At 67.1% G+C, this 17,712-nt stretch carries 23 protein-coding genes, 2 pseudogenes and 1 riboswitch; of the genes and pseudogenes, 12 read left to right on the top strand and 13 right to left on the bottom strand.

The genetic code is table 11. The features are described 5' to 3' along the window. Positions 1-128 (bottom strand): FAD/NAD(P)-binding protein (locus tag DFR69_RS35305; protein WP_244198377.1); only part of this gene is annotated, 128 nt, incomplete at its 3' end. A 189-nt stretch (positions 129-317) separates the two neighbouring features. Here DFR69_RS35305 and DFR69_RS19220 point away from each other — a divergent pair. From DFR69_RS19220 to DFR69_RS19235, 4 genes are all read left to right on the top strand, one after another. Then, positions 318-776, top strand: coding sequence for an Rv0361 family membrane protein (locus tag DFR69_RS19220; RefSeq protein WP_110038998.1), 459 nt, complete (start codon positions 318-320; stop codon positions 774-776). Between the two features lie 44 nt (positions 777-820). Beyond that, a riboswitch (SAM riboswitch) is annotated at positions 821-937 on the top strand. 17 nt (positions 938-954) lie between these two features. Beyond that, positions 955-1,371, top strand: a complete 417-nt coding sequence (locus DFR69_RS19225; protein WP_110038999.1) for a rhodanese-like domain-containing protein — start codon at positions 955-957, stop codon at positions 1,369-1,371. A gap of 10 nt (positions 1,372-1,381) precedes the next feature. Then, a complete protein-coding gene (locus DFR69_RS19230) occupies positions 1,382-2,590 on the top strand; it encodes an O-succinylhomoserine sulfhydrylase (RefSeq protein ID WP_110039000.1) in 1,209 nt (402 codons plus the stop codon). Positions 2,591-2,800: 210 nt separating this feature from the next. Next, positions 2,801-3,325 (top strand): STM3941 family protein, encoded by a 525-nt coding sequence (locus DFR69_RS19235; protein ID WP_146229359.1) that lies wholly within the window; start codon positions 2,801-2,803, stop codon positions 3,323-3,325. On the opposite strand, the gene DFR69_RS19240 is transcribed toward DFR69_RS19235, so the two are convergent. Continuing rightward, positions 3,322-3,720, bottom strand: coding sequence for a type II toxin-antitoxin system VapC family toxin (locus tag DFR69_RS19240; RefSeq protein ID WP_208644015.1), 399 nt, complete (start codon positions 3,718-3,720; stop codon positions 3,322-3,324). The genes DFR69_RS19235 and DFR69_RS19240 overlap by 4 nt on opposite strands. Before the next feature lie 92 nt (positions 3,721-3,812). After that, positions 3,813-3,968 (bottom strand): annotated as a pseudogene (locus tag DFR69_RS35310) (type II toxin-antitoxin system Phd/YefM family antitoxin); the annotation flags it as partial. Between the two features lie 180 nt (positions 3,969-4,148). Between DFR69_RS35310 and DFR69_RS34080 the strand changes: the two are divergent. Genes DFR69_RS34080 through DFR69_RS19255 form a run of 4 tightly spaced genes read left to right on the top strand, consistent with a single transcriptional unit; the run spans position 4,149 to position 5,965 of the window. Beyond that, the gene (locus DFR69_RS34080) at positions 4,149-4,445 is read left to right on the top strand and encodes a hypothetical protein (RefSeq protein WP_146229360.1); all 297 of its coding nucleotides are present in this window, start codon (positions 4,149-4,151) and stop codon (positions 4,443-4,445) included. Further along, positions 4,442-4,963: a hypothetical protein gene (locus DFR69_RS34085; protein WP_146229361.1), complete on the top strand. Its 522-nt coding sequence runs from the start codon at positions 4,442-4,444 to the stop codon at positions 4,961-4,963. The genes DFR69_RS34080 and DFR69_RS34085 overlap by 4 nt, the downstream gene beginning before the upstream one ends. Further along, the gene (locus DFR69_RS19250) at positions 4,960-5,559 is read left to right on the top strand and encodes a DUF6973 domain-containing protein (RefSeq protein ID WP_208644016.1); all 600 of its coding nucleotides are present in this window, start codon (positions 4,960-4,962) and stop codon (positions 5,557-5,559) included. The genes DFR69_RS34085 and DFR69_RS19250 overlap by 4 nt, the downstream gene beginning before the upstream one ends. Before the next feature lie 58 nt (positions 5,560-5,617). Then, a complete protein-coding gene (locus tag DFR69_RS19255; protein WP_110039004.1) occupies positions 5,618-5,965 on the top strand; it encodes a hypothetical protein in 348 nt (115 codons plus the stop codon). A 26-nt stretch (positions 5,966-5,991) separates the two neighbouring features. Here the strand turns inward: DFR69_RS19255 and DFR69_RS19260 are convergent, their stop codons facing one another. Both DFR69_RS19260 and DFR69_RS19265 read right to left on the bottom strand, forming a co-directional pair. Further along, the gene (locus DFR69_RS19260) at positions 5,992-7,089 is read right to left on the bottom strand and encodes an SPFH domain-containing protein (protein ID WP_110039005.1); all 1,098 of its coding nucleotides are present in this window, start codon (positions 7,087-7,089) and stop codon (positions 5,992-5,994) included. A 2-nt stretch (positions 7,090-7,091) separates the two neighbouring features. After that, the gene (locus DFR69_RS19265) at positions 7,092-7,313 is read right to left on the bottom strand and encodes a hypothetical protein (protein WP_110039006.1); all 222 of its coding nucleotides are present in this window, start codon (positions 7,311-7,313) and stop codon (positions 7,092-7,094) included. 114 nt (positions 7,314-7,427) lie between these two features. On the opposite strand from DFR69_RS19265, the gene DFR69_RS19270 reads away from it, so the two are divergent. The 3 genes from DFR69_RS19270 to DFR69_RS19280 all read left to right on the top strand — a co-directional run bounded on the left by DFR69_RS19270 (position 7,428) and on the right by DFR69_RS19280 (position 8,894). Beyond that, the gene (locus DFR69_RS19270; RefSeq protein ID WP_167456333.1) at positions 7,428-8,057 is read left to right on the top strand and encodes a DJ-1/PfpI family protein; all 630 of its coding nucleotides are present in this window, start codon (positions 7,428-7,430) and stop codon (positions 8,055-8,057) included. Then, positions 8,057-8,506 carry a MarR family winged helix-turn-helix transcriptional regulator gene (locus DFR69_RS19275; protein WP_110039007.1) on the top strand — a complete coding sequence of 150 codons (450 nt, stop codon included), beginning with the start codon at positions 8,057-8,059 and terminating at the stop codon, positions 8,504-8,506. Before DFR69_RS19270 ends, DFR69_RS19275 begins: the two co-directional genes overlap by 1 nt. 166 nt (positions 8,507-8,672) lie before the next feature. Next, a complete protein-coding gene (locus DFR69_RS19280) occupies positions 8,673-8,894 on the top strand; it encodes a helix-turn-helix domain-containing protein (protein WP_208644017.1) in 222 nt (73 codons plus the stop codon). Positions 8,895-9,195: 301 nt separating this feature from the next. Here DFR69_RS19280 and DFR69_RS35795 read toward each other — a convergent pair. The 6 genes and pseudogenes from DFR69_RS35795 to DFR69_RS19310 form a co-directional block, all read right to left on the bottom strand. Further along, positions 9,196-9,597: pseudogene (locus tag DFR69_RS35795) on the bottom strand (ATP-binding cassette domain-containing protein); the annotation flags it as partial. A gap of 72 nt (positions 9,598-9,669) precedes the next feature. Then, the gene (locus tag DFR69_RS19290) at positions 9,670-10,218 is read right to left on the bottom strand and encodes a YceI family protein (RefSeq protein WP_110039008.1); all 549 of its coding nucleotides are present in this window, start codon (positions 10,216-10,218) and stop codon (positions 9,670-9,672) included. Between the two features lie 23 nt (positions 10,219-10,241). Further along, positions 10,242-10,862 (bottom strand): FMN reductase, encoded by a 621-nt coding sequence (locus tag DFR69_RS19295; RefSeq protein ID WP_110039009.1) that lies wholly within the window; start codon positions 10,860-10,862, stop codon positions 10,242-10,244. Beyond that, positions 10,859-11,950 carry an LLM class flavin-dependent oxidoreductase gene (locus DFR69_RS19300; protein WP_110039306.1) on the bottom strand — a complete coding sequence of 364 codons (1,092 nt, stop codon included), beginning with the start codon at positions 11,948-11,950 and terminating at the stop codon, positions 10,859-10,861. The genes DFR69_RS19295 and DFR69_RS19300 overlap by 4 nt, the downstream gene beginning before the upstream one ends. Positions 11,951-12,015: 65 nt before the next feature. Further along, the gene (locus DFR69_RS19305) at positions 12,016-14,265 is read right to left on the bottom strand and encodes a serine/threonine-protein kinase (RefSeq protein WP_110039010.1); all 2,250 of its coding nucleotides are present in this window, start codon (positions 14,263-14,265) and stop codon (positions 12,016-12,018) included. Between the two features lie 70 nt (positions 14,266-14,335). Continuing rightward, on the bottom strand, positions 14,336-15,136 hold the full coding sequence (locus DFR69_RS19310) for an HAD-IIA family hydrolase (RefSeq protein ID WP_110039011.1): 801 nt from the start codon (positions 15,134-15,136) through the stop codon (positions 14,336-14,338). A 112-nt stretch (positions 15,137-15,248) separates the two neighbouring features. Here DFR69_RS19310 and fgd point away from each other — a divergent pair, with 112 nt between their 5' ends. Beyond that, on the top strand, positions 15,249-16,259 hold the full coding sequence (gene fgd, locus DFR69_RS19315) for a glucose-6-phosphate dehydrogenase (coenzyme-F420) (protein WP_110039307.1): 1,011 nt from the start codon (positions 15,249-15,251) through the stop codon (positions 16,257-16,259). On the opposite strand, the gene DFR69_RS19320 is transcribed toward fgd, so the two are convergent. Beyond that, positions 16,219-17,118, bottom strand: a complete 900-nt coding sequence (locus DFR69_RS19320) for a TIGR03619 family F420-dependent LLM class oxidoreductase (protein ID WP_208644018.1) — start codon at positions 17,116-17,118, stop codon at positions 16,219-16,221. The genes fgd and DFR69_RS19320 overlap by 41 nt on opposite strands. A 23-nt stretch (positions 17,119-17,141) precedes the next feature. Beyond that, a complete protein-coding gene (locus tag DFR69_RS19325; RefSeq protein WP_110039012.1) occupies positions 17,142-17,648 on the bottom strand; it encodes a nitroreductase/quinone reductase family protein in 507 nt (168 codons plus the stop codon). Positions 17,649-17,712 lie beyond the last annotated feature (64 nt).

The following is a 17,712-nucleotide window of genomic DNA, read 5'->3' on the forward strand; positions in this document are numbered from 1 at the left end:
CGCTCGTAGAGGTCGATGCTCACGTCGGCATCGGACTTCATCAACGCGTCGGCGGCGTAGATACCGGCCGGTCCTGCGCCCACGATCGCAATGCGGAGCGGGCGGGTCGCTGCACTCTGTTCGGTCATTTTCTACGCGCACCCTTTGGTCGATAACGTTTGACGGCGTCAACTCAGCCTAGGCTAACTTGACGATCCGGCTGTCGGCAGCTGCCTTCTCCCCGGCAGCGAGCCACACTTCTGGCGATTCTATCTGCGGTGTCGTGGCCGTCCGGCGTGCGGTGTGGTCGCCGGCGCCGGGTCTGTCAGGATTACAGCATGAACGAGGAGCAAAAAGGGTCGGACGACCAGCCCATCGTGGTGGATCAGACCGACAAGCGTTCCATCGTCCCGTTCGTCGCGGCCGCCGTGATCGCGGTCCTCGTGCTCATCGGCATCGTGCTCGGCGGGCTGCTCTCGCCCGCTGAGAAAAATGTCACAGAGGCCGATCGGCTCACGGCCGCCGTCTCCAACTATATCGACGCGCGCTCGCGCAGTGAGCTGCGTCCGCCGCCCGGTGTCGCCTGCCCTGGCTTCGACGAGGTGGCATCCGGCCTGTCCGAGCGGCTCGGCGGCCCGAAATCGGAAGTGACGGTCGACAAGAAGGGTTTCGACAAGGCGACCGTCAACGGCGACCGCGCCAAGATCGACGCCACCGTCCTGATCGGTGACAAGTCCTCGACCAGCACCTGGAACCTGACCCGCGTCGACGGTGCCTGGCTGGTCTGCACGCCCTGACCGTTTGACACGGTGACCTGTGCCGGGGCAATCTCAGACCGCAAGGTCATGAGTGCCAGCGCCAAGCCCCGGCTCGCTGGTCGGCAACCCTCCTCCGCGGTGGGGTGCTCCGGGTGACGACCTGGCCGTGTGCTGGACAACCGCCACGGCAAGAGCGGATTCACGCAGGAGGTTCGACATGACTTACGCCGGCGACATCACCCCTGAGAAGGCGTGGGAGATCCTGACCGAGCATCCCGACGCGGTGCTCGTCGACGTGCGCACCGAAGGCGAGTGGGCGCAGATCGGCATCCCCGACACCAGCTCCATCGGGCGCCCGGCCCACTTCATCGAGTGGGTCGACGGCACCGGCACCCGCAATCCCGAGTTCGCGGCCCAACTCGCGCAGGCGCTGGGCGACCGGCCTGCCGACGCGCCCGTGGTGTTCCTGTGTCGCTCGGGTCAGCGCTCCATCGGCGCGGCGACCGTGGCGACGGCGGCGGGCTTCACCCCGTCCTACAACGTGCTGGACGGTTTCGAGGGCGGCCCCGACGCGTTCGGGCAGCGCGGCAGCGTCGGCTGGCGCGCGGTCGGCCTGCCGTGGCGTCAGGCATAAGGAGAAACGCATGATCACCGGTGGTTCGTTCGACAAGCCACTGCCCGAGGGCGTCGGCCCCGCCACGCTCGGTGTTCGCGGCGGCCTGCGCCGCTCCGGTTTCGAGGAGACCTCCGAGGCGCTGTACCTGACCTCGGGTTTCGTCTACGAGAGCGCCGAGGCGGCCGAAGCCTCCTTCACCGGCGAGGTCGAGCACTTCGTCTACTCCCGCTACGGCAACCCGACGGTGGCCATGTTCGAGGAGCGCATCCGCCTGCTCGACGGCGCCGAAGCCGCGTTCGCGACCGCCTCCGGCATGTCCGCGGTGTTCACGGCCCTGGGCGCGCTGCTGAAGGCGGGCGACCGGCTGGTGGCCGCGCGCAGCCTGTTCGGCTCCTGCTTCGTGGTGTGCAACGAGATCCTGCCGCGCTGGGGCGTCGAGACCGTCTTCGTCGACGGCGACGACCTCGAGCAGTGGGAGCAGGCGCTCTCGGTGCCCACCCAGGCCGTGTTCTTCGAGACCCCGGCCAACCCGATGCAGACCCTGGTCGACGTCCGCAAGGTCACCGAGCTGGCCCACGCCGCGGGCGCGAAGGTGGTGCTGGACAACGTCTTCGCCACCCCGCTGCTGCAGCGCGGGTTCGAACTCGGCGCCGACGTGGTCGTCTACTCCGGCACCAAGCACATCGACGGCCAGGGCCGCGTGCTCGGCGGCGCGATCCTCGGCGCCCAGGACTACATCGACGGCCCGGTCAAGAACCTGATGCGCCACACCGGCCCCGCGCTGAGCCCGTTCAACGCGTGGACCCTGCTCAAGGGTCTCGAGACGATGCCGCTGCGCGTGCGTCAGTCCACCGAGTCGGCGCTGAAGGTCGCCCAGTTCCTGGAGACCAACAAGTCGGTGAACTGGGTGAAATACCCCTTCCTGGAATCACATCCGCAGTACGACCTGGCGACCTCGCAGATGTCGGGCGGCGGTACGGTGGTCACGTTCGAGCTCGCGGGCGAGGACGGCAAGAAGCGCGCGTTCGAGGTGCTGAACCGCCTGCGCATCATCGACATCTCCAACAACCTCGGCGATGCCAAGACGCTGATCACCCACCCCGCCACCACCACGCACCGCGCGATGGGCCCCGAGGGCCGCGCCACCATCGGCCTGTCCGACGGCGTCGTCCGCATCTCGGTCGGCCTCGAGGACCTCGAAGACCTCCTCGGCGACCTCGACCACGCACTGAGCTAGGAAACGGATGGCCCGCCGCGTCAGCCTGTCCAAATCAGGTGGGCCGTCTGTCCTCACCCGAATCCTGCGCTGGATCTTCCGCCTGATCGCGAACTTCTTCGAATGGCTCCTCGGCCTGCTGTTCTGAACCACCGGATTCGGCAGGCGTTGTCGAACCGGCGGGGCTGATTTCTGGCGGTGAAAGTGGCTGGTGGCCACTAGAATCGGTGGATGAGTACCGGGGGAGTGCCGCGTTCGGCGACCAATTTCTATCCGTCTGTTTCACGCATGGTGGGGCTGCTGGCGATCTCGCTGGTGTTCGCCGCCGCCGGCATCTGGATGATGGCGCGCGGCACACCGGTGATGGTGGTCGCCGGTGCCGCGGGCGCGCTGTTCGGCCTGCTCGGCGCGGTGGCCACCGGTCTCCGGTTGATTCTGCGTCGACCGGAACTGACCGTCACCGACATCGGCGTGACCCATCGCCAGGGCGGCTACCTCGCGTGGTCGGACGTGACCCACGCGCGCATCGCCGTCCAGCACACCTCGGGCACCGAGGTCCGCTACGTCCAGCTGGGACTGCGAGACCCGGAAACCTTCTACGCCCAGAGTTCCTGGTGGACCCGCCAATTGGCGAAAGTCAACGCCCGCCTCGGCTACGGCGGCCTCAACCTCCCCGAATCCACCCTCGGCGCCCCCGCCGAACAAATCCTCGAAGCCCTCCGCCACCACCACCCCGACCTGCCCGTGCAGTCCTAGCCGACAGGGTCGAACACCGCGAAGCCGAGCTGTTCGGCCACCGTGGCCACGTTCTTGTCATGGGTCACGATGGTGAGGTCTTCCAGACCGCTACGTAGCGCCGAAGCCAAATGGATGGCATCCAGCGTCCGGATGTGCGAAATGATGGCCTCGGCCTCGTTGAGGACGGCGTGGTCGATCGGGATGATATCGATGTAGTCGATGATCCGATCCCGCTCGAGAACCGGCAGTCCCTCGCGGCGTAGCACCCTGGTCATCTCGGTACGCAGCAACCGGGAGGAGATGACCCGGCTGCCCTCACCGCCCGCGGCATCATCGAACCACTCGGCGGCCTGGGGCGAGTGACCGAGAATGATCCGGATCGCCACCGACGTGTCGAGGTAGAACGACCTCACCACTCGCCCTTCTCCGACTCCAGCAAGTCGTCGATAGAAGCGGCCGTCCGGAGCTCATGACGGCGAATCGCCCTGGTACCGGGCCGCCCGGACGCCTTGCGCGGAATGATCTGTGTCGATGACACGGCGGGCACGATGTATCCCACCCGGTGGTTGTGCCGCGTCAACTCGTAGACCTCGCCCGACTCCACGTCGGCAACCATGGCGGACGGGTTCTGACGCAGCTCACCGACACTGATGGACTTCATATCCGCCAGTATAGGTCTGAATTATCTACCAATGTCTACAGGCGAGCATCCGGGAGGGCTGGCGTCGCGTGGGCTGGCGCACTTCGGCTACTCTGAAGCGGTTCTTCGGCGCCGCTGCGGCTGCGCATGCAGCTGCCCGGCTACGACCAGGGGATTCAACCGTGCAGAGGGGGCACGTCGGTGTTAGAAGCCGATACTCAACAAATCATCGAAGTGGCGAACAAGCTCGACGGCGTCGGAAATCAAGTGGATGCTCTGGACATCAGATCGACTGCCAGTCCGGCGCTCCCAGGCACTGATATAGCGGTTCTCTGTGCAGAACTAGCCGAAAAGACTGAAGGGGCGTATCTGCGAGTCGCCGAGAGAATGAAATCCGTTGCGTCGAATATGCGTACGTGTGCCGCGCAGATTTCTATGACGGACTCGGAATTCGCGGGCAAAATGAATGAAATGGACTACACGGCGGCCCGATCTTGACTAAGCAGATAAAGCCGAAGAAGTCCGAACTGGATCGGTGGGACCTCGATGGTCTGCAGGCCTGGGTGAACAAACTCAAGTCCGTGAACGATGGTTTCCTGGAAAGTATAACCTCCTCGCGGAATTACTTCGGCGAAGTGGCTTCAAGTTGGCAAGGTGTGGCCTACAACGCGGCTTACGAAAGGGTTGACGAGGATTTCGAGCAGTCGCGGCGCATCTTCTATGAAATTGAAGACGTCCCGACTGCTGCACAGTCTTCGGTAACGAATCTCTGGTTGCTTCGCCGTGCGGCGCTGGATAAATATTCGGATGCAACGCTGGCGGGATATGCTGTATCCGATGACTGGATTGTCAGCGGCAGCGACAAAGGTTCAGTATCGAGATCGGATTGCCAGGCGGCCCTGAATATCGCATTGGATTCGCTATCGATCGAGATATTGAACATGCAGGGTATCCTCACGTCCAATGCTCTGACCTACTGGCGCGTTACAACGTTACAGTCGACCCCGACGGAATGACGACATGGCCGAAGCCACCGTTGAGCTGGGTGTTCGGTGCAATGCCGATGACAACCGGCGAAAGTAGGTTGCTGACGGATATTGGACTGGATGGAGCCCGGGATGCATACGGCGTGTACAAGACCGCGGTCCATGAGTCCGAGAACGTTTTTGAGGGTCAAGGAATAACTGACGGTCATTCGGACGCGTTTCGCCATGCATACTGGAACGCCATGCTGGCGAACAGATTCGGTCCAGAATTTGCTGAGGAGTACGCGACGGCCCACGAGAGAACTGGTACCAACACTGCGACGGCCGAAGCGATGGACCTGCATAACAACGAGGTCGGCAGGCGTATCGCTTCAGAACATCCAGATGCTGGCCCAGAGGAATTGGCTGCACGTATCAAGGATGCCGTGCAGGACGGCCAGATGGTCGTAGTCGATTCGAGCGGCCGACTTGTCCCGAGCGACACGGTGGCTCTCGGTCAAACCGGCCGCGCAACAGATCTTCCCGCTACCGGCGGCACCAACCCGGTCGATCATGGCATCGACTTCAAACCTGGTGGCTACAATCCCGGAAGCGACGGTGAGAACTATGGTACGAGTGATAACTAGAGGAGCCCATATTCTTTTTGCGCTGATATTGGGTCTGATCGTGACGGGATGTGGGGTCTTGGGAGATCATCTGCAAGAGGACAAGTTTCTCTCCGGGCAGCTGGCCGACCTTCGGCAGCGCGGAGGCGCGTTGCGGCTCGCGGATATCACCGAGCCGGGGTGGGACAAGGTATACGTATCGCATCACCCGGTCAGCCGCGATTACGTGGAGAAGATGGTCGGTGCAGAGGTGGAAATGGAAGATGCATTTCTGGGGACCGGGAACGTCCTTGTCTTCCTCGAGGGTGGCATCGTGCGCGAGGCGAGCTATATCAGTCCGGATCTGCTGCCGCCCGGCACGTACAGCAACAATGTTCGGATTGTGGCACCTGGCTTCCCCGCCCTGCTCCAAGCGAATGACGGCTAGGGGCAGGGCGGCGAGGCGGTAGTGGATCAGACCTTGTCGTTCTCGCCGTTGGCGAGGGCTTTCTGGAGGGAGTTGAAGACCGTCAGGCCCTGACCGACCATGCCGTTGACGAGTTCGCCGACGCCGTCGGGTCCGTTCAGGACGGTGAGATTGGCGTTGGCGAGGCCGGTGGAGGCCTGCTTGACGATCTCGGGCAGCTGCTCGATGAGGAGCTGGTCGAGGGCGATGCGGTTGTTGGAGGCGGCGGCTTCGGCCTGGATGCGGGTGCGGTCGGCTTCGGCCTCGGCCAGAATGCGGACCCGTTCCGCCTCGGCCAGTGCGGGTTTCACGACCTCGGCCTGCAGCTCCTGCTCGCGCAGTTCGGCGTTCTTGCGGGCCTGCTCGGCCTGCGCGGTGAGCACTTCCTGGCGGGCGATGGCGTCGGCGAGCGGACCCGCCTGTGCCGCTTCGGCATTGGCCTTGTCGATGTCGCGCTGATACTGCGCTTTGAGGATCGAGGTCTCGCGCTCGTACTCGGCGCGGCGGCGCAGCGATTCCTGCTCGGCCTCGGCGGCGCGCTGCGCGGCCTGGGCCTGGGCGATCTGGGCGTCGCGCTGCACGGCCGCATTGTGCGGCGCGGCAAGGGCGTTGATGTAGCCGAGGTTGCCGTCGTCGATGGACTGGATCTGGAACGAGTCGACCCACAGGCCGATGTTGCTCATCTCCACCTTCGAGGCGATCAGCACCTCGTCGGCGAGCTTCTGCCGTTCGCGGATGATCTCCTCGACGGTCATCGAGCCGACGATCGAGCGCAGGTGGCCGGAGAAGATGCGGCCGGTGAGCACCGACATCTCCTGCTCCTGCTCGGACAGGAAGCGCTGTGCCGCGTTGACGATCGACTGGGTGTCGTTGGCGACCTTGAACGCGATCACCGCGCGCACATCCAGCTGGATGGCCTGCTTGGTGACGCAGCGCTCCCTGATCTCGGACTCGAACATGGCCAGCGAGAGGTAGCGGACCTTGCGGAACAGCGGGATCACCCAGGTGCCGCGGCCGATGACCACCTTGAACGGCGCGTTGTCCTTGGTCTTGGCGCCGCTGACCAGCATCGCCTCGTCGGGATCGGGAACGTGATAGCCCAGCATGTTCAGTTCTCCTTTGTGAGCGGAATCCAGGCGACGACGTCGACCAGCCGGCCCGGGTGGACCGCGACGATCAACACGGTGGCTCCGGCCGCGATCGGCTCGTCGGCGCGGGCGAGATAGGTCTCGGTGCCCCCGCGGATCGCGACGAGCACTTCGCCCAGCGCTCCCGCCGCACGGATCGGGGAGGTGATGGTTCCCGTCAGGCCCTGTACGGGGTCGGTCATCGCGCTGAGTCTCCTTGTCTCGCACCGAATGACGTCAGCGTACGACGTGGGACCTGCGGGCGGGTTTCGAAATTCTTATTGACAGTATGCTGTCGAATATGACAGCATACTGTCATGACGATCAAGACAGTCCACATGGCCGTGTACGACACCCTCGCCGACTGGGAAGTGGGCGCGGCCACCGCGCACATCGCCAACAACGGCTGGCATCGCGAGCCGGGAACGTTCCAGGTCGTGACGGTCGGGCTGAGCACCGACCCGATCACCACCGCGGGCAGGCTGCGGGTGACGCCGGACCTCGCGCTCGCCGATCTCGACCCGGCCGACAGCGCGATGCTGATCCTGCCCGGCGCCGACCTGTGGGAGGGTGACGCGCTGGCGCCGTTCGAAGAGGCGGCGCGGCGGTTCGTCGCGGCGGGCGTGCCGGTCGCCGGCATCTGCGGCGCCACCTTCGGGCTGGCCCGCGCCGGTCTGCTCGACGATCGCGCGCACACCTCCAATGCCTCGGAATACCTTGCCTACAGCGGGTATTCGGGTGGGGCGCACTACGTCGACGCGCCCGCCGTCACGGATCGCGACGTGATCACCGCCGACTCCATGTCGCCGTTCGAGTTCGCCAGGGAGGTCTTCACCCGGCTGGAGGTGTCCGAGCCGCGCATCATCGAGGCCTGGTATCAGCTGTTCGCGCACCGGGATCCGGCGGCCTACGCGGTGCTCGCCGAGTACGAGGCCGCCCACGCCTGATGAACGATCAGGAACTGTTCTCCACCGCCGCCATCACCTCATTTCGCCTCAACGGCCAATTCCTCGCCATCGCCGAGGAATTGGCCGCGCCGGCCGGTCTCACGGCCGCCTGGTGGCAGGTGCTCGGCGCCGTGCTCGCCGAACCGCTGCCGGTGGCGGGGATCGCTCGGCAGATGGGCATCACCCGCCAGAGCGTGCAGCGCGTCGCCGACCTGCTCGTCGCCAAGGGCCTGTGCGAATACCGCCCGAATCCCGCCCACCGCCGCGCCAAACTGGTCGCGGCCACCGATCAGGGCCGTGCTGCCGTCCAGCAGATCAACCCCCAGCACGCGGTCATCGCCCGCAAACTCGCCGCCGCCCTCGGCCCCACCCAATTCGCCGCCACCGTCACCACCCTCACCCACCTCTCCACCGTCCTCGACACGATCCTCACCGAGGAAACGTCCTAGGCGACGGTCGAAGTCTGCGAGCCGTCCTGCGCGCCATGGCCTGGGTGGATACGCTCGCCGGGTCGAGGCATTCGAATTGGAACTATTCGAGAGCGGCAGGTCTCGTCATCCGGCCGGCGGGCACGATCCTGCCCGCGTCGCGGCCGTGCGGAAGAAGATGCGCTCCGTGGAACGGGCGTATCGGCTGGCGGAATTGCGGGAAGCCAAGCACCTCAATCAAACCGAACTGGGCAACAAGATCGGGATCGGTCAGCGAACCGTCTCCAAGATCGAGCACGGTGAGATCGAGCGATCGCGGCTGGAGACGATCCGGAAGTACGTCGAGGGTCTTGGTGGGGAGGTCGAGGTGGTCGCCCGGTTCGGCGACGAGGCGTACACGATCGCGTGATGCGGGGCGGCCTGGTCAGTAGCAGGAGGCTTGGAAATTCCTGCGGATCAGGGGGTCGTCGGTGGCGGCGAGGTCGGGGAGGGTGCCGGATGCGGCCTCGGGCGATGATCGCCAGGTGGTCGGCGTAGCCGGTGGTGAGGAGGAGGGGGAGGTCGTGGGTGATGACCAGGACGGCGGCGCCGGTGTCGGCGTAGGCGCGGAGGGATTGCCAGACGGCGTGGGCGGTGCCCTGGTCGAGGGAGGCGGTGGGGCTGTCCGCGACGAGGAGATCGGGGGCGGCACGCAGGGCGGCGGCGACCGCGGCGCGCTGGATCTGGCCCGCGGAGTGCTGTTTCGGCAGCAGGTCCATCACCTCGCGCGGGTAGTACGCGGCGGCGCACGCTCGGTCGAGGGTCATGGCTCTGTCGGGGGCGGCTATGCTCCTGAGCTGCTCGCCGACGGGCCGGTGCGGGCCGAAGGCGTCGATGCCGTCCTGGGGGATGTAACCGACGCTGCCGTCGACCACCACCTCGCCGGTGACTCGTGCCGACGCGGGCAGACGACCGGTCAGGGCGTAGGCGATCATCGTCTTGCCGGCGCCGGGGCCGCCGAGCAGCGCGGTGATCCGGCCGTCGGGCACCCGTAGATCCACGTTCGTGAGCACGGTGTCACGCCAGCGGCCGGTGTCGATGTCGACGGTGAGAGAACGCAGTTCGGCTGCCACTCTCCCAGTGTGCCCGCCGGACAGCGCGACGCCCCCGGCACCGGGCGGGTGACGGGGGCGTCGGAGCGGGACTCAGCTCTGCAGAACGGCTTCGATCTCCAGGGTCAGGGTGATCTTGTCACCGATGACCGCGCCGCCGTCGGGCAGCGGCATGTCGATGTCGAGGCCGAAGTCGCGACGCGAGACCACGGTCTTGGCCTCGAAGCCGGCGACCGGGCCGTTGCCCATGCCCGGGTTGACGCCGAGGAACTCGACCTCGAGGGTGACCGGCTTGGTGTTGCCACGCACGGTGAACTCGCCGTCGACGACGAAATCGTTGCCATCGCCGCGGAAGGCGGTGGACTTGAACGTCATCACCGGGAACTGCTCGGCGTGGAAGAAGTCGGCGGTGCGCAGGTGGCCGTCGCGCTGGGCGTTGTCGGTGGTGAGGGAGTCGACCCGGATCTCGGCGGTGGCCGAGGCGGTGCCGTCCTCGCCGATGACGAGCGCGCCGTCGAAGTCGGTGAAGCGGCCGCGGACCTTGCTCACCATCAGGTGGCGGACCGAGAAGCCGACGGTGGAGTGGGTGGGGTCGATGGCCCAGGTGCCCGCGGTGAGGCCGTTGGTCAGTGCGGTGGTCATGGAAACTCCTTGTGGGTCGGTGTCTAGCGGGGCAGGTTGGCGGCGAGCAGGTCCGCGAACGGGGTCGGCTCGTCATAGGGGTCGGCTGGTCCGGCGCTGGGCCTGCCGAGGATCTGGGTGGCGAATTCGCCTGCGGCGCGGTCGATCCGGTTGGTGAGGGACTGGTCGGCGCCGCGCGCGCCCCAGTCCGAGGAAGCGGCGTACACGGCGGTGGGTACGACGACGGAGCGCAGGTAGGCGAACAGCGGACGGACCGCGTGTTCCAGTGCCAGCGAGTGGCGTTCGGTCCCGCCCGTGGCGCCGGCCAGGACCGGCTTTCCCGCGAGCGAATCCGGTTCCAGCACATCGAAGAAGGTCTTGAACAGACCGCTGTAGGACGCGCTGAAGATCGGGGTGACCGCGATCAGGCCGTCGGCGGTGACGACCTGGTCGATCGCGGTCCGCAGCGACGGCGCCGGGAATCCGGTGAGCAGATTGTCGGCGAGATCGCGGGCGTGGTCGCGCAGGTCGACGAAGTCGAGTTCGACCTCGGCGCCCGCGGCGCGCAGTTCGCGAGCGGTGGCGGTGGCCAGCCGGTCGGCCAGCAGCCGGGTCGACGAGGGCTGCGACAGCCCGGCCGACACCACCGCGATGCGGGTGGTCATGCGGTCACCTCCGTGGCATTCTCGGCCGCGAGCAGCGATGCGTGGGTCGGGGCGTCGGGCACGTGGGCGGGACGGCCCGCCGCGAACTCCTTGCGCAGCACCGGGACCACTTCCTCGCCGAGCAGGTCGAGCTGCTCGAGCACGGTCTTCAGCGGCAGGCCCGCGTGGTCCATCAGGAACAGCTGGCGCTGGTAGTCGCCGAAGTTCTCGCGGAAGGTGAGCGTCTTCTCGATCACCTGCTGCGGGCTGCCCACGGTGAGCGGGGTCTGCGCGGTGAATTCCTCCAGCGACGGGCCGTGTCCGTAGACGGGCGCGTTGTCGAAGTAGGGCCGGAATTCCCGGACGGCGTCCTGGGAGTTCTTGCGCATGAACACCTGCCCGCCGAGGCCGACGACGGCCTGGTCGGCGCTGCCGTGGCCGTAGTGCTCGTAGCGGCGGCGGTAGAGCTCGATCAGCCGCTGGAAGTGGTCGGTGGGCCAGAAGATGTGGTTGGCGAAGAAACCGTCACCGTAGTAGGCGGCCTGTTCGGCGATCTCCGGGCTGCGGATGGAGCCGTGCCAGACGAACGGCGGGACGTCGTCGAGCGGACGCGGCGTCGAGGTGAACGACTGCAGCGGGGTGCGGAACTTGCCTTCCCAGTCCACGACGTCTTCGCGCCAGAGCCGGTGCAGCAGGTGGTAGTTCTCGATGGCCAGCGGGATGCCGTCGCGGATGTCCTTGCCGAACCACGGGTAGACCGGGCCGGTGTTCCCGCGGCCGAGCATCAGGTCGACGCGGCCGTCGGCCAGGTGCTGCAGCATCGCGAAGTCCTCGGCGATCTTCACTGGGTCGTTCGTGGTGATCAGCGTGGTCGAGGTGGACAGCATGATCTTGTCCGTGCGGCCGGCGATGTAGCCGAGCATGGTCGTCGGCGAGCTCGGGACGAAGGGTGGATTGTGGTGCTCGCCCATCGCGAACACGTCGAGCCCCACCTCCTCGGCCTTCTGCGCGATCGCGACCATCGCCTTGATCCGCTCGGCCTCGGTGGGGGTGCGGCCGGTCGTGGGATCGGTGGTCACATCACCGACGGTGAAGATTCCGAACTGCACGTGCCCTCCTTTGGTTGCCATGGCAACTATAACTCAGGGTGGTCGTGGCGTATTCCCGAACTCGTTCAGGGACGGGCGGAGGGGTTGATGACCCGGCCGAACGCGTGCAGATCGGACTCGAGCGCGTAGTAGACGCGCAGGGCGACGACGAAGGCGACGAGGCCGCCGACGCAGAGGGCGACGATCGAGGCGAGCACGGCCTGCTGCTGGGTGGGGTCGAGGAACACCAGACCCACGGCGACGCCGAGCAGCGGAACCGACGCGGCGATGCCGAGATAGATCCGGCTGCGCCGGGCCAGGCGACGCAGCGGAACGGTTTCGGCCGGGGATCGGTGCCCGGCGGCGATCAATGCCGGGTAGTACCAGCGGAGGACGAAGAACGTCACCGGGAAGTAGCTGTAGACGACGGCGATCGCCGCGGCGATCATCTGGGAGGCGATCAGGTTGGCATACAGCCCGGCCGACAGATCGGCGGTCTCGCGCAACTGAATCAGGAAGACGACCATGGCGATCATCCACCCGGCGAACGCGACGACGGCGACGCGATCGCCGCACGCGAGTGTGTCCGCGCGAGCCTTGACGAGGGTCCGATCGTCGTAGTGTTTGCCACGCCGTAGTCCCTCCGGGACCAGGAACACCAGTCGGCACCAGTACAGCAGCAGCGCGACACCCAGCGGATAGCCGATGCCGGCGGCGATCACGGCGAGTCTGGTGATCTGGCTCTGCGCGTCCGCGTCGAGTTCGAGGGACAGCAGTTCGGTGTTGTGCGCCGAGAGGTACAGGGCGCCGAGCACCTGCCCGATCACGCTCGACAGGGTCACGACCGGCAGCGGCCGGTTGTGCAGCCGTCCGCGCACGCTCTGGGCGGGTGGGTCGACGAGGTCGCGGGCCTTGCGGTCCAAGGCGAGGTCGAGATGCCGGGCGAGGTCGGCGCCGGAGGCGAATCGGTCGTCGGGGTCGGGCGACAGGCAGGTCAGCAGGGCATGGCACAGCACCTGTGGGCAGTCCGGCGGCGCGGCGGCCCGCAGGCGGGCGTCGATCGGCTGCCGGCGGCGTTCGATCATCCTGGTGAGCACACTGTCGGAATCGCCCGTCGCGACGTCGTCGGCGAACGGATTGCGGCCGGTCAGCAGTTCCCACAGGACCACCGCGAGCGCGTAGAGGTCGCTGCGGGTATCGAGGTCCGCGGCGGAGGTCGGTAGGCCGGGATCGCAGGCTTCCAGCTGCTCCGGTGACATATAGGCCAGCGAACCGCCGAAGTACGCGACGGGGCTGGCGCCGGGGATGTGGGTGCTGAAGCTGATGTTGAAGTCCGCGAGTTTCGGTTGGCCGTCCGCGGTCAGCAGCACATTGGCCGGTTTGACGTCGCGGTGCAGCACACCGCACCGGTCGGCGTAGTCCAGCGCGGTCGCGAGTCGGCTGCCCAGCCAGGCCACTGCCTCGGGCCAGGTCAGCTTCGCCAGGGCGGCGCGGGTCGTGGACGCCACCGGCGTGAGCACGCCGTCCGCGGCGATCGCGGCATCCACCGCGTCGAGCAGCAGCTGACCGGTCCGCCGTTCCACCGGCGTGGCCCGGACCAGGCGCAACACGCCCAGCAGGGTGCCGCCGGGCACGTACTGCATGTACATCAGCTTCAGATGCTCGTCCGTGCGCCGGCGCTGGTCGAACACGCGCACGATGTGCTCGTGATCGAGTTGGGCCAGGGTCTGCGGTTCGGTGCCGCGATCCTGCGAGATCTTCACCGCGACGAGCCGCTGCATGGACCGTTGCCGAGCGAGGAACACCCGCGCGAACGCGCCCTGCCCGAGCCGGAGCAGCAGGTCGAAGTCGTCGATGGTGCTGCCGACGACCAGGTCGTCCAGCGCGTCGACGGTGGCCGGATCGGCGATGAGCGTGGTACGGAAGCTGTCGGAGGTGAGGGTCGCGGTGTCGAGCCGGGTCGCGATCTGCGCCATCTGCGGCGCGAACTCCTGCTCGTATTCGCTGAGATCGAGGTCCTGATCATGCCCCCGGCTGCGCACACTGATCTCCTCGTAGATCAGGTCCGGCGGCAACGGCGCCGAATCCAGTTCCGGAAATTGCGCCCGGTACTCCGCGAGCCGCTTGCGGGTGCCCGCTCCCCGCCACCGCCTGCGCAGATCGACCTTGATCAGCTCGATCAACGCCGAGCGCCGCAACCCCCGGTCAGCGGGCAGATGGGCGGCCAGATCCGGCGGCTCACCCGAACTCTCCCACGCGTCGTCGAAGCCCGCGACCAGCCGCGTCAACGCGCTCCGCGTCGCCGCTGCCCGATCAACACCGCCGTCCGAATCCATGTGGCCACCCGATCCCCATGATTTGCCGCGCACTCCGAGGATATGTGATCAGCGTCTCATGCTCCGGCGGCTATGCCAGAAACGGCGTGCGGGTGCGATTGAGCAGGTCGGCGACCGAATCGACCACCAGCGTCGGGCGGAACGGGTACTGCTCGACCGAACTCTTGGTGGAGATGCCCGAGGTGACCAGGATCGTGCGCATCCCGGCCTCCAGGCCGGAGATCACGTCGGTGTCCATGCGGTCGCCGATCATGACCGTCGACTGGGAGTGCGCGCCGATGCGGCGCAGGGCCGAACGCATCATCAGCGGGTTCGGCTTGCCGACGTAGTACGGCTCCTTGCCGGTGGCGCGGGTGATGAGGGCGGCGACCGAGCCGGTGGCGGGCAGCACGCCGTCGCGGGACGGGCCCGTCGCGTCGGGGTTGGTGGCGATGAACTTGGCGCCGCGGTCGACCAGCCGGATCGCGGTGGTGATCGCCTCGAAGGAGTACGTGCGGGTCTCGCCGAGCACCACGTAGTCGGGGTCGCTGTCGGTGAGCACGTAGCCGATCTCGTGCAGGGCGGTGGTGAGACCGGACTCGCCCACGACATACGCGGTGCCGTGCGGGCGCTGGTCGTCGAGGAAGGTGGCGGTGGCCAGCGCGGAGGTCCAGATGGATTCCTCGGGGATGTCCAGGCCGGTGTGCCGCAGACGCGCCTGCAGGTCGCGCGGGGTGCGGATCGAGTTGTTGGTCAAGACGAGGAAGGGGATCTCGTTCTTCCGCAGCTCGGCCAGGAACTCGTCGGCGCCGGGGATCAGTTGATCCTCGTGCACCAGCACACCGTCCATGTCGGTCAGATACGACAAGATCTGCTCATCCTTGGCGGTCATCAGCTAATCATCGGCTAAAACCGGCGACCGTGCGACCAGACAGTAGGGATCGGCGTTGGTTAGTGTCGAAGCGGCAGGGGCTGCGACGAAGCGAATGACAGGAGTGGCTGAGATGGTTGATCTCAAGCTCGGATACAAGGCGTCGGCGGAACAGTTCGGGCCGCGTGAGCTCGTCGAGCTGGCGGTGGCGGCCGAGGAGCACGGGCTCGACAGCGCGACCGTCAGCGATCACTTCCAGCCGTGGCGGCACAACGGCGGCCACGCGCCGTTCTCCCTGGCCTGGCTGGCCGCCGCCGGTGAGCGCACCGAACGCATCATGCTCGGCACCTCGGTGCTCACCCCGACCTTCCGCTACAACCCGGCCGTCATCGCGCAGGCCTTCGCGACCTTCGGCTGCCTGTACCCGGGACGGGTGATGCTCGGTGTCGGCACCGGCGAGGCGCTCAACGAGATCGCGACCGGCTACAAGGGCGAATGGCCCGATTTCAAGGAGCGTTTCGCGCGCCTGCGCGAGGCGGTGAACCTGATGCGTGAGCTGTGGACCGGCGACCGCGTCGACTTCGACGGCGAGTACTACCACACCGTCGGCGCCTCCATCTACGACGTGCCCAAGGGCGGCATCCCGGTCTACATCGCCGCGGGCGGCCCGGTCGTCGCGCGCTACGCGGGCCGCGCCGGCGACGGTTTCATCTGCACCTCGGGCAAGGGCATGGACCTCTACACCGAGAAGCTGCTGCCCGCGGTCGCCGAGGGCGCCGAGAAGGTGGGCCGCGACCTCGCCGGCATCGACAAGATGATCGAGATCAAGATCTCCTACGACACCGATCCCGAACTGGCACTGCAGAACACGCGCTTCTGGGCTCCGCTGTCGCTGACCGCGGAACAGAAGCACGACATCACCGACCCCATCGAGATGGAGGCCGCCGCCGACGCGCTGCCGATCGAACAGGTCGCCAAGCGCTGGATCGTGGCCAGCGACCCCGATGAGGCCGTCGCCCAGATCAAGCCCTACTTGGACGCGGGCCTCAACCACCTGGTCTTCCACGCCCCCGGCCACGACCAGCTGCGCTTCCTCGACCTGTTCAAGCGTGACCTGGCTCCTCGCCTGCGCGCCCTGGCCTGACCGCGAGCCCGAACCGCTCGGCCAGCTTCGACATCTCGTCGAACTGCCGAGCGGGTTCACTCGCCGACGCGCCGACGACAATGCGGGTGACTCCCTGGGAGGCAAGGCCTTCCGCGCGTTCGGTCGGCATGTCGATCGAACCCCAGCGGGTGTACTCCAGCGCGGCGGGATCGCGACCCGCCTCGATCGCGGTGTCGCGCACCAGCTCCCACTGCCTGGCTCGCTCGAGCGGGGCGAGCATGCCGCCGGGGAACCAGCCGTCGCCGTGTCGACCTGCCCGGCGTGCGGCGGCGAGGCTGGAGCCGCCGATGTGGACGGGCAGTTCGGTGGTCCCGTACGGCTTGGGATAACTGCACAGCCCGGTGAAATCGAAGAACTCGCCGTGGAATTCGGTGCCGTCGGCGCCACCGGACCACAGCGCGCGCAAGACCTGGATCGCCTCGTCGGCGCGCCTGCCCCGGCTGCGATAGTCCACACCGAGGGCCTCGGCTTCCCCGGGCAGTGCGCCGAGCCCCACCGTGAGCAGCCGCATCCGGCCGCGCGAGAGCTGGTCGATGGTGGCCAGCCGCTTGGCCAGCACCACCGGATGACGGTAGGGCAGCAGCAGCACGCCGGTGCCGAGCAGCAGGCTGCTCGTCGAGGCCGCCACGAAACTCAGGGTGTCGAGCGGGTCGACGAAGGCGAGCGTCGGATCCAGTTCGATCGGCCCGACCTTCGCACCGGGATGGAGCGCGATGTGATCGGGGAGGTAGAGGCCTTCGAAACCGCATCGCTCCGCGTGCTGGGCGAAGGCGACCAGCCGATCGGGGTCGGTGCCGTAGAGCGGGGTGTTGTAGCTGATCGCGAACTTCACGATCATCGGCAACGCGCGTGGGGCGCGACCTATGCCCGGCGCAGGGCGAAGATGCGGAGGTCGCGGGTGGTGCGGTCGCGGTAGGCGGCGTAGGCGCCGGTGATCTCGACGAAGCGGGCGAAGACGGCTTCCTTCTCCGCGTCGGGGACGAGGGTGGCGATGACGGGGATGCGCTCGCCCGCGATGGCGACGGTGGCCGAGGGGTTCGCGAGCAGGTTGGCGGTCCACGCGGGGTGATGGGCCTGGCCGAAGTTGGAGCCGACGACGTAGAGGGTGTCGCCGTCGTGCACGTAGAGCAGCGGCTGGGTGCGCGCGACACCGGACTTGCGGCCGGTGGTGGTCAGCAGGATCACCGGCGCGCCGATCGGGCCGAGCACGGTGTACTTGGCGTCGGTGCGCTCGAGCAGGGCCCGGTCCAGCGGCGTCGCGGTGCGGATCAGCCAGGAGCCCGGCTTGGTCGCGGCGAAACGATTGGCGGCACGGGAGACCAGGGAGGTGCGCGAACCCCACTGCCGATCCGGGAACTGCGGTGTCATGGGCCGGACTATAACGTGGCCGATCGCGCCACACCGAACGCCCGAATCGCCGAGAATTCACTAA

Origin of the sequence: Nocardia neocaledoniensis (genome assembly GCF_003182135.1) — a bacterium.
In the GTDB taxonomy this organism is placed as follows: domain Bacteria; phylum Actinomycetota; class Actinomycetes; order Mycobacteriales; family Mycobacteriaceae; genus Nocardia; species Nocardia neocaledoniensis.